The organism is Nostoc sp. DedQUE12b, from assembly GCF_034530835.1.
In the GTDB taxonomy this organism is placed as follows: domain Bacteria; phylum Cyanobacteriota; class Cyanobacteriia; order Cyanobacteriales; family Nostocaceae; genus Nostoc.
This window is the reverse complement of sequence record NZ_JAVRCI010000142.1, coordinates 1-9,399: the sequence shown is the minus strand read 5'-3', so window position 1 is coordinate 9,399 and position 9,399 is coordinate 1. Positions and strand designations below refer to the sequence as shown.

Sequence of the window (9,399 nt, the reverse complement as noted above, 5' to 3'; positions counted from 1 at the left end):
TCGCCTCTAGGAATCATCCCCACACCGATCGCTAAACGGTTGATTTCCGGTTGACCAAACACGCTTAAACCTGTGATTACTTTACCGAGAATGGCTACTGTAATCAGGAAAGTTGCCATAATTAGACCTTCCCGATTGTCGGGAATTGCTGGGTTTAATACTCCCAAATCAGTTTTTGCGCCAACAGTCACAAAGAAAATTGGTACTAACATATCAGCAATAGGAGAGACTTGCTTTTGTAGTTCTTTACGCTTATCTGTCTCTTCTAGAACTAAACCAGCTGCAAAAGCTCCCAGAATTGCTTCCAAGTGGATGACGGCAGCAAGGTATGCCATAGCAAAAGCGAAGATGAATGCTGGAATTACCAGTCCACCGCGTGTTTTGAGTTTATCAGCGATCGCTACAAAGGACTTATTGAAAACATTGCCTAGTAGGATTGCTCCCAAAATAAAACCAGTGGCGCTGATAATCAAATAAATGACTTTGCTGACATCCACCACGCCATCTTTAGCTAAACTGGCAACTACCGCTAAAACGATGATTCCTAATACATCATCAATTACAGCAGCACCCAAAATAATCTGCCCTTCTTTAGAATTGAGCCGCCCCAATTCTGACAGCACTTTGGATGTCATCCCAATACTAGTAGCAGTCAAAGCCGCCCCTGCAAAAATTGCGGGTATAGCATCGATACCAAACAAAGTCATTAGACCCACAGTCCCAGCAGCAAAGGGTACTGCTACCCCAACTACTGCGACAACAGTAGCTTGAATACCAACTGCCATTAAATCTTTTAAATTCGACTCCAAGCCGATTTCAAACAGCAGAATAATCACACCCAATTCTGCCAAAACGGAAATGACCTCGGACTGGGCTGCAAACACTGCTGGAGCGGCTTCAGGCGTTAAACCAGCAGTGGTTTGAAGGAAGGACACGATTAAAGAGTTAGAACTGTCTGTGCCGCCTTCTGGAAATACCAAAAGGTGGAAAACAGAGATGCCAACTACTACACCGCCAACGAGTTCACCTAAAACAGGCGGCAAACCCACTTGGTTTGATAACTCTCCACCAACTTTGCTGGCGAGATAAACGACTACTAAGCTTAGTAACACTGCTGCTACTACCATCGAACTGTCTGCGGCTTCTGTTGCGCTAGCCAGCAGAGGAAAAGAGAAGTTGATTGGATCTAACAAATGCATTAGGTTCTCTGAAAATCCTTCTCTTTGATTCTGACGCGTTTCTGAAAAACATCCTATGGTGAAGTAATCCGAATTCAAATACGCTGTGCAGCATTGATGTAATTTTTTTAGTTTCAAAAAATGTAACCATTTCAGCTTTTGACGATCGCAGTGTCAAAGTAAGAACATAGAAATTGTATCTAGCGATCGCACTTGAGTTGTGAAAAACTTGTGGTGGCTGTTGGCTTTCAACGACCAGCAGAATATTGCTATATACCTTTATTTACAACATCTGTGGATACTTTGAGGAGTGCAAATATGATGACTAGAGCCGCTTTACCCGGTTCTCATTTTCCATCGACAAACCTGTGGAAAATACTGCCTTTAGCAATGCTTGTATGTGCAACTTTTGTACTACCTGCATTCGCACAAGAAAAAGATAGATTGTCACGAACCCTTAGTGTCAGTGGTCGCGGAGTCGAAACAATTCCGACAACTCTGGCACAAGTCAGTTTAGGAGTGGAGATTCAGGGGAAAACAGCCCAGGGGGTACAGCAAGAAGCCGCTCAGAGGTCATCGGCGGTGGTTGCGTTTCTCAAGAGCAAAAATGTTGAAAAATTACAAACTACTGGTATTCGACTGAACCCGGTTTACAGCTACACCAATAATGTCCAGCGAATTACAGGCTATGCTGCCACTAACACTGTGAGTTTTAGTATTCCTGTTGAGCAAGCTGGGACATTATTGGATGATGCAGTCAAAGCCGGTGCAACACAAATTAACGGCATTAATTTTGTTGCGAATGATGAAGCGATCGCCGCGGCTCAAAAGCAAGCATTAAAAGAAGCTACTCAAGACGCGCGGCAGCAAGCTGATGCCGTTTTTAGTGCCTTGGGTTTTAAATCCAAAGAAATAGTCAGCATTCAAGTTAATAATGCCAGTGCGCCTCCACCACCACCAATGTTTTTACGGGCTGAGGCTGCGAAATCAGCTGATGCTTCCACCCCGATTGTTGGTGGTGAACAGCAAGTAGAAGCATCGGTGACGTTGCAAATTAGTTATTAGTCATTTGTCATTAGTCCTTTGTCATTTGTAAAGGCAAAGGACTAATAATCAATGCCCACTTGCCCTGAGCAAAGCCGAAGGGATGCCCAATTAAAAATGTTCTGGAGACATATCTCCTGTACCACCTTCTGCATCTCGCTTAGAGCCTAATAAATCCAGTTGATCTACTTGGATCACAGGGGATGAGCGGTTTGCTCCTGTTTGGCGATCGCTCCATGTGTCAAATTTCAAGGAACCTTTGACAGCAATTTGTCTGCCTTTACGTACATAATTACCTGCCACCTCCGCCGTTTTTCCCCATAGTTCCAAATTAAACCAGTCGGTATGTTCACCTTCTTTTGTGCGACGATTAACAGCTAGTGTTAATCTACACTTCACACTACCAGACTCAAAATACTTAATCTCTGGGTCGCCGCCTACACGACCAATGAGGGTGACAACATTGATACTCATCGCGTTACCTTTCAGTACAAACGTACTTAGCAATTTCGACTTTCATCATAGCGAATTGTGAAAGACTTGAAAATAATGTGTTAAACAGTTAACAATATAATGGACTTGAAAATTTATACACACTATTTGGAGAAACACATAAAAATATACGGATATACTAATCTAACCAGAGAATATCAAAAAGTACGGGGCTTGAGACATACTAAATATTCCTGGGAATCATATAAAAATATAGTCTAACTGACTCAACTCAGGATAAGAACTTTATCAAATCCGGCACAATTAACTATTACCGTTGTAGTCAAAAAGTATCGCACATAGGGGGCTTACAGACGCGTGGGTATTTTTAGGAACTTTCGCACTTCATGGGATATGGGTATCGACCTCGGTACCGCGAACACCCTGGTTTATGTATCTGGTAAAGGTATTGTACTACAAGAACCTTCTGTAGTTGCTATCGATGTCAACGAAAAGGTGGCACTAGCAGTAGGAGAAGAAGCCAAAAAAATGCTCGGTCGCACACCGGGAAATGTGATTGCTCTCCGTCCTTTGCGGGATGGTGTAATCGCTGACTTTGATATAGCCGAGCTGATGCTGAAAAGCTTTATTCAGCGTGTAAATGAAGGTAAGTCTCTAATTCTACCCCGAATCGTCATTGGTATTCCCAGTGGTGTCACAGGAGTAGAAAGACGAGCGGTGATGGATGCAGCTCACCAAGCAGGAGCCAGAAAAGTCTATTTAATCGATGAACCTGTAGCTGCGGCTATTGGTGCAGGACTACCTGTTGCCGAAGCAACTGGCAACATGATCATTGATATTGGTGGTGGGACAACAGAAGTTGCAGTGCTGAGTCTTCAAGGTACGGTAATCAGCGAATCTGTACGTATTGCTGGAGATGAACTGACTGATGCGATCGTTCAGTATATTAAGAAAGTTCATAATTTAGTCATTGGTGAACGTACTGCCGAGGAAATCAAGATTCGGCTTGGTTCTGCCTATCCGACTAATGATGATAATGACGCGATGATGGAAGTCCGAGGCTTACACCTGCTTTCGGGTCTACCGAGAACTGTAACCATCAAAGCCCCAGAAATCCGTGAAAGCATGTTGGAACCGCTATCAGTAATCATCGAAGCTGTGAAGCGGACACTAGAACGCACACCCCCAGAACTGGCAGCAGACATTATTGACAGAGGTATTATGCTAGCTGGTGGCGGTGCTTTGCTCAAAGGCATAGATACCCTTGTTAGCCATGAAACAGGGATTATTACCCACATTGCTGCCGATCCTTTGAGCTGTGTTGTGCTGGGAACAGGTCGTGTGTTAGAAAACTTTAAACAGTTGGAACGAGTTGTTATCGAAAGCTCTCGCAATATGTAGCAAAAAAATATCAGAATTGAGTTCTATTTGAGTTCTATTTGGGTTTTATATAAATAGAATCCAAGTAGAACTTAATTTATATAAATACATTCAGGTATATATGGTGACAATACGGCGTTGGTGGGATCGTAAAGGGTTGCAAATTGGGTTGTTAGCTTTAGCACTTGGTAGTGCTTGGATATTGCGACAGACTCAAGGTGAGTTAGTGCTTGAGACATACCAGGCAATTACCCGTCCATTAGAGATATTGCAGTCAGGGCCAACTCCAGAAGAACGTATCAGAGATGCCCGGATAATGGAATTGCAAACCCGTATAGTAGATTTGGAAAGTCAAAAGACAAAGTTACAAGATTTATTAGGCTATGTGGAAAAAGAGCCGCTGGCATCGCGACCAATTCCAGCACGGGTGGTAGGACGTAGTGCTGACCAGTGGTGGCAACAAGTGACGCTGAATCGCGGTGCGAATGCAGGGATTCAGGAAGGCTTCATAGTCAAGGCAGAAGGCGGATTGGTGGGTTTGGTGGAGAGTGTAACTCCTAATACTAGCCGCGTGTTGTTAATCAGCGATCTCAAGAGTCAAGTGGGTGTATCGGTTAGCCGCACAGCAGCTAAAGGCGTTTTGCGAGGAGATTCTTCTGCTGAAGCTGTATTGGAGTTTTATGAAAAAGTTCCAAATGTCAAAGTAGGAGATTTAGTTTCCACATCTACTTATAGTCAGAAATTTCCCTCCGGTTTGGCAGTAGGACGAATCAAGTCGCTGGATTTAAAGAAACTCCCAGCATCAGTGGCAAAAATTGAGCTTTTTCCGCCAATCCGTTCTCTTGATTGGGTAGCTGTTTATCCCAAGCTAGAAAACCAAGAGTCGGCAAATCAAATGCCGCAAAAGTCTAAGTAAATTCTTTGAAAAAATCACTAGAAAAATGAAGATTCCTGCATTTGGTGGTAGCAGGCAGAAAAAGCCAAAATCGTCAGAGCGAAAATCGAAATTCCGAATTCAGCCGCTTGCTCGTTGGCATCCCGGTACACGTCAGTTGTTGGGCTGGATAGTGACGGCTAGTTCTGTACTGTTATGTTTACTATTATTACCAACCCGATTCCCAGGTATGGAATTGTTGGGAATTGGCCCTAACTGGTTATTAATTTGGGTGGTAGCTTGGAGTGTGAAGCGCACGGTGTTTGCCGGAGCATTAGCAGGTATAATTCTGGGGCTACTTCAAGATTCGATGACATCACCTAGCCCGACTCATGCCATCAGTTTAGGTATTGTGGGGGCTTTAACTGCTCTGCTCCAAAAACAGCGTTTTATCGAAGAAGATTTTATTTCGATTGCTGTAATTGTCTTTGTTTTGGCAGTTTTGGCAGAAACTATCTTTGGGTTGCAATTAACTTTGCTCGGCAATGAGCGCAAGGTGACAGATATTTGGACATATTATCAGCGCGTCGCTCTCGCCTCTGCCATTCTGAGTAGTCTGTGGGCACCTGTAGTCTATTATCCGTTGAATCTTTGGTGGCAGCGGATGAAATTGTTAGAGCAATAGTAAAGGGAGTTAGAGACGCGATTAATCGCGTCTGTACAAGAATTAGGAGTTAGGAAGGGAATAGGTTACAGGTGACAGTAAAGAAAATTATCTTTTGTACCCTGTAACCTAAATCTTTATGGAATTTGGGCAACCTCTGGCAATATGGATTCAAGCTACAGTGAATCCCCAGTGAGTTACTCGTCCTGCTGAGTAGTCTCTTCGTACTCTCGAATATTAAAATTAGTATCTTTTTGCAAAAAGCGCTGCACGTCCCTAGTGTAAAAAAGAAGTCGCTTAAATTTATGGTTAATTTTCTGATCCAATTGCCCCAGTACCATCTGCATGACATCTTTTCGATTCACGTACTCTTGAATATGTAAATCCAAGGTTTTTTCTAATTGGCGGATTTTTTCAGCGTTTCTGACGTGTTCTTTCATTGCCTCTTCAATTTGGCTGACAGAGGATGAAATTCTGTTGATTTTACTAATTATCTGTACAGCTACTCCACCAATAACCAAAGCACTAACTATTATTCCTAGAAATACTCCAGTATTCTCTAAAGTTAGTGTTAGCCCTGGACTAGAAGAATTGGTAACAGCTATTTCCGACTTTGTAATAGTCATTTAATTTAAAGAGCATCGATTTTAGATTCAATTTGAGTTAACTTTGACTGAATCAGACTTAAAGATTGAGTATTAACGTCAATTTCATCGCCAGAATATTTCCAAGCCTCAATATACATCTGCCTGTGCCACTTAGGGATTATAATTTCTGCAACAAAAGGCAGTAGTCCCAAATTGGGAAATTTAATTAGAGTCAACTCTCTCAACCCGCAACCTTGGCTAAAAGCGTCTACACTTGCGATAAATTCAGAAGTAGATGATGGGAGTGTAAGCAGCTTCATGTGTACTTTGGCTGCAAATCTCCAATGGGATTTCGCTAAATCGTTGCGAAATCCAAACATCATTAGATAGCTATCACAAATAATGGAGATAGGAGGAATGGGAATGTAGCTAGTTTCCGGGCCAGGAGTTGCTATATAAGTTTGCCGTCGTACCAAGTCCCAGTTGAGAGAATCATTAATCCCGGTCACACAACTATTAATCCCGTAGCGTTTAAGTTTTGTTCAAGATTTAGACAATAACTATCCATATCTACCTCACACATTTCCAGAATATCCATATATTCTTCTAGCGTTATAGACCCATTACAAAAGCAGGTCATAGCTAGCTGTGCGGCTTCTTCTTGCTCTACCCTCAGTGCAATTTCATCCTCAGTCATTTGAGGATATAGGGGAATTTCTACCCCTATAATTCCTTCAATCATTAGCGGTAAATTTCGGGTGTAAAGGATACCGAACGGGTAGCGACAGTTTTTACCTTAGTGGCGATAGCTTCTTTCACGTCTTTGAAGCCTTTAGCAGTTTCACCAACTCCAAAACCGATAGGGTAACTATATGAGTTACCACCCTTTGTTTTATATTTTTGTCCGGTCAGCTTGCTGGTTTTTGTAGTTGTTGTTGTCCCAGGTACCCGAATAACAGCTTTAGCTGCAACAAATCCCACTAATTCAACAGCCGCAGCAACATCCGCTGGAGCTTTTGAAATGTTCGCATCAGCAACAGCAATACCAGCTGCTGTAATACCAGTCTCCGATCGCTTTGAAAGATAGGTTTTTACCTTTGGAGCCGTGTTAATCGGCGTAGCAAACGGCACGAGAGAGTAAAGCAAAAGCTGTCCTGGCTCGCTGCCTTCCGGTCTGTCGCCATATTCCACAGCTTTTTTACCCGCTTGAACAGCCTGAAAAAATCCTAGCGCTGAGGTATCTGCTAAGTCCACAGCATCACCAGTCCCGCTAAGTGGGCGCAGTAATTTTAAAGCAGATTTCAAATTATTAAATCTCTTAGCCATCAGTACCTTAAGTGAATCGGTTGATACAATCCTTTCTAGCACTGATTTTCAGCCCTTCCTTTGGCATCGACTACTATAGTTATCCACAGAACTTTTTTATATGATTGTCAATCGCTCGATTACCTGTTTTAGTGCTGCCTCTGGCGTAGCAACCAGATTGATCACCTTTAATCGACCATGCAATAAAAGTTGAGCGTATCTAAACCGAACTTCTGTTGTAGGGCGCTTAACTGGCTTTTTGACAGATTGGCCGTAAATGGTCTGATTTCCTGGATTTGTAGGATACGCTCTTGTGTGTTCCTGGAAGTCTGAGAAATCGTCATTGTATGGGTGTCCTTGAATAGCTAAAACTGCCTTAGCTATGCGTTCACCTTCGGTTTTTGATTTTACTAGCAATCGCAAGTCGTAGCCCCTTTCAAAGTCTCGGTAATAGTAATAATAAATTCCCTTGTCCCAGACAAAGATAGGATTACCAAACTCTCGTTTGATATCCTTTGCCATTGCCTCAGCTTTTGCCCTTGTGTAAGTTTGTCCTGCCTCATTCATCAATCTAAAAGTTATTTCTCCAGTAGCAGGATTTAGCCGATCTGAAGTGGGGGATAATCTTTCTTTAAAATAAAGTTTTACTTGGGGCTTGAATTCTACTCCTCTTTGATGCTCGGTGACAGGAATACCATAAATAGGAGCTTGTAGGGATTGAGCTTGCCCAACATCAAACTCAAAAAATAATTTCCTCAACAACATAGTATTGGCATCGTCTTCATCTCTTATCAAACAGGCTTGATAAGCATTCTCTTTTGGAGTTTCTAAGGAATCTTTTCGCTGGTTTTTAAACCAAGTATTTACTCGTTTATTATGTTCTTTACGGATTAAATCATGAAGATGCTCAACTGGTGAAAAGTTAGCAGGTAACGCCATTTATCATCCTCCCCTATTCGTCACTATCTAAATCAATTTCACTCAAATTTAAGGACAAGCTTGCGGCTTTAACCTCGGTTTCTTTAGCTTTAGTTTGAGCAGCATCCTCAATTTTTAATCCTTTTGGCACTTCTGGATCTTCTTTGATAGCTTTGGTAAGTTCAGTTGCTGATTGAGTAAAATCTGTGTCGGCTTGTATTACATCTATTGGGACTTGAGAGACTTGTAAAATAAAATCAGCAGATTCTTGCCCCTTCTGTAGCTTGCTAAATATTCCCCATTTGAGATTAGGCTGAGGATTGAAAACTTCATAAGCTCGTTCACCCACAACTCTAAAATTACGCAAAGCATTGCCTACTTTAGCTGATTGACCTGCTAGATATTCAATACCATTAAGGATTACATCACTCATACTTGTAAAGCTGCTGATTACGTTTGCGCCTGCCTGATAGATGCGGCTAGCTTTTGTCCATGCAGCGCTTAAAGTAGCGTAGTTTTCTGCTCCAACAATGCCTTGCAGTACACTGCTAATAGCACCGCCAAGCAAAGTATTTAAATCTAATGCATTGCCATTTTCGTCTTTAATGCCTATCAGTGTTAATCCGTTTCCAATTGCCTGTAACAAGGTTTGAGCAAGGTTGTTGCTCAACATCCCAGCATTGTGAACGGTTGTGATAAATATCAAAACATTAAGAACGCGATCCAACTGCAACCACTTAAACCCTCTTCCCAAGAAACCTGATATGCCACCGGGAACTTGATCACCTAGTTTATTGTTAATAACGCCAAGTAAAGCCAAATCTGCCCCTTGTCCTACGGCATTAACAGCGCCAAGTATATTTGCTGAATTGGTATTGTTATTGTTGGTAATGTCGGCTGCATTGTCTTTTAGTGCTTTGTTCATGCAGCCCCCCGGCTGGGTGGTTCTGCATGTGCCTGTGGCTGCCGCAGTTTCTATTTGGGGAATTGTCGGAA

12 protein-coding genes are annotated in these 9,399 nt (G+C 42.4%); 4 read left to right on the top strand and 8 right to left on the bottom strand.

Features of this window, described 5'->3' with window-relative positions; genetic code table 11:
- The coding region (locus RMY16_RS32555; protein ID WP_322739838.1) for a cation:proton antiporter at positions 1 to 1,199 on the bottom strand (1,199 nt) is incomplete at its 3' end.
- A gap of 300 nt (positions 1,200 to 1,499) precedes the next feature.
- Here RMY16_RS32555 and RMY16_RS32550 point away from each other — a divergent pair.
- The gene (locus RMY16_RS32550) at positions 1,500 to 2,243 is read left to right on the top strand and encodes an SIMPL domain-containing protein (protein WP_322739839.1); all 744 of its coding nucleotides are present in this window, start codon (positions 1,500 to 1,502) and stop codon (positions 2,241 to 2,243) included.
- Positions 2,244 to 2,333: 90 nt separating this feature from the next.
- Here the strand turns inward: RMY16_RS32550 and RMY16_RS32545 are convergent, their stop codons facing one another.
- Positions 2,334 to 2,696, bottom strand: a complete 363-nt coding sequence (locus RMY16_RS32545; RefSeq protein WP_322665572.1) for a single-stranded DNA-binding protein — start codon at positions 2,694 to 2,696, stop codon at positions 2,334 to 2,336.
- Positions 2,697 to 3,068: 372 nt separating this feature from the next.
- Between RMY16_RS32545 and RMY16_RS32540 the strand changes: the two genes are divergently transcribed.
- The 3 genes from RMY16_RS32540 (at position 3,069) to mreD (ending at position 5,614) form a co-directional block, all read left to right on the top strand.
- The gene (locus tag RMY16_RS32540; RefSeq protein ID WP_322665570.1) at positions 3,069 to 4,076 is read left to right on the top strand and encodes a rod shape-determining protein; all 1,008 of its coding nucleotides are present in this window, start codon (positions 3,069 to 3,071) and stop codon (positions 4,074 to 4,076) included.
- A gap of 100 nt (positions 4,077 to 4,176) precedes the next feature.
- Positions 4,177 to 4,971 carry a rod shape-determining protein MreC gene (gene mreC / locus RMY16_RS32535; RefSeq protein ID WP_322739837.1) on the top strand — a complete coding sequence of 265 codons (795 nt, stop codon included), beginning with the start codon at positions 4,177 to 4,179 and terminating at the stop codon, positions 4,969 to 4,971.
- Positions 4,972 to 4,996: 25 nt separating this feature from the next.
- Entirely contained in the window at positions 4,997 to 5,614 is a 618-nt protein-coding gene (gene mreD / locus RMY16_RS32530) for a rod shape-determining protein MreD (protein ID WP_322739836.1), read from the top strand.
- 176 nt (positions 5,615 to 5,790) lie between these two features.
- Here mreD and RMY16_RS32525 read toward each other — a convergent pair whose 3' ends face one another.
- From RMY16_RS32525 to RMY16_RS32500, 6 genes are all read right to left on the bottom strand, one after another.
- Entirely contained in the window at positions 5,791 to 6,219 is a 429-nt protein-coding gene (locus RMY16_RS32525) for a hypothetical protein (RefSeq protein ID WP_322739835.1), read from the bottom strand.
- A gap of 5 nt (positions 6,220 to 6,224) precedes the next feature.
- Positions 6,225 to 6,689 carry a hypothetical protein gene (locus RMY16_RS32520; RefSeq protein ID WP_322739834.1) on the bottom strand — a complete coding sequence of 155 codons (465 nt, stop codon included), beginning with the start codon at positions 6,687 to 6,689 and terminating at the stop codon, positions 6,225 to 6,227.
- Entirely contained in the window at positions 6,686 to 6,922 is a 237-nt protein-coding gene (locus RMY16_RS32515; protein ID WP_322739833.1) for a hypothetical protein, read from the bottom strand. The genes RMY16_RS32520 and RMY16_RS32515 overlap by 4 nt, the downstream gene beginning before the upstream one ends.
- Positions 6,922 to 7,506: a hypothetical protein gene (locus RMY16_RS32510; protein ID WP_322739832.1), complete on the bottom strand. Its 585-nt coding sequence runs from the start codon at positions 7,504 to 7,506 to the stop codon at positions 6,922 to 6,924. Before RMY16_RS32510 ends, RMY16_RS32515 begins: the two co-directional genes overlap by 1 nt.
- Before the next feature lie 96 nt (positions 7,507 to 7,602).
- Positions 7,603 to 8,424 carry a hypothetical protein gene (locus RMY16_RS32505; RefSeq protein WP_322739831.1) on the bottom strand — a complete coding sequence of 274 codons (822 nt, stop codon included), beginning with the start codon at positions 8,422 to 8,424 and terminating at the stop codon, positions 7,603 to 7,605.
- A 13-nt stretch (positions 8,425 to 8,437) separates the two neighbouring features.
- Positions 8,438 to 9,399: hypothetical protein (locus RMY16_RS32500; RefSeq protein ID WP_322739830.1), on the bottom strand; the 962-nt coding region annotated here is incomplete at its 5' end.

Bases quoted from the DNA above. Each gene is read 5' to 3' on its own strand.
- RMY16_RS32550 (WP_322739839.1), top strand. From the start codon at position 1,500: ATGACTAGAGCCGCTTTACCCGGTTCTCATTTTCCATCGACAAACCTG.
- RMY16_RS32545 (WP_322665572.1), bottom strand. From the start codon at position 2,696: ATGAGTATCAATGTTGTCACCCTCATTGGTCGTGTAGGCGGCGACCCA.
- RMY16_RS32540 (WP_322665570.1), top strand. From the start codon at position 3,069: ATGGGTATCGACCTCGGTACCGCGAACACCCTGGTTTATGTATCTGGT.
- mreC (WP_322739837.1), top strand. From the start codon at position 4,177: ATGGTGACAATACGGCGTTGGTGGGATCGTAAAGGGTTGCAAATTGGG.
- mreD (WP_322739836.1), top strand. From the start codon at position 4,997: ATGAAGATTCCTGCATTTGGTGGTAGCAGGCAGAAAAAGCCAAAATCG.
- RMY16_RS32525 (WP_322739835.1), bottom strand. From the start codon at position 6,219: ATGACTATTACAAAGTCGGAAATAGCTGTTACCAATTCTTCTAGTCCA.
- RMY16_RS32515 (WP_322739833.1), bottom strand. From the start codon at position 6,922: ATGATTGAAGGAATTATAGGGGTAGAAATTCCCCTATATCCTCAAATG.
- RMY16_RS32510 (WP_322739832.1), bottom strand. From the start codon at position 7,506: ATGGCTAAGAGATTTAATAATTTGAAATCTGCTTTAAAATTACTGCGC.
- RMY16_RS32505 (WP_322739831.1), bottom strand. From the start codon at position 8,424: ATGGCGTTACCTGCTAACTTTTCACCAGTTGAGCATCTTCATGATTTA.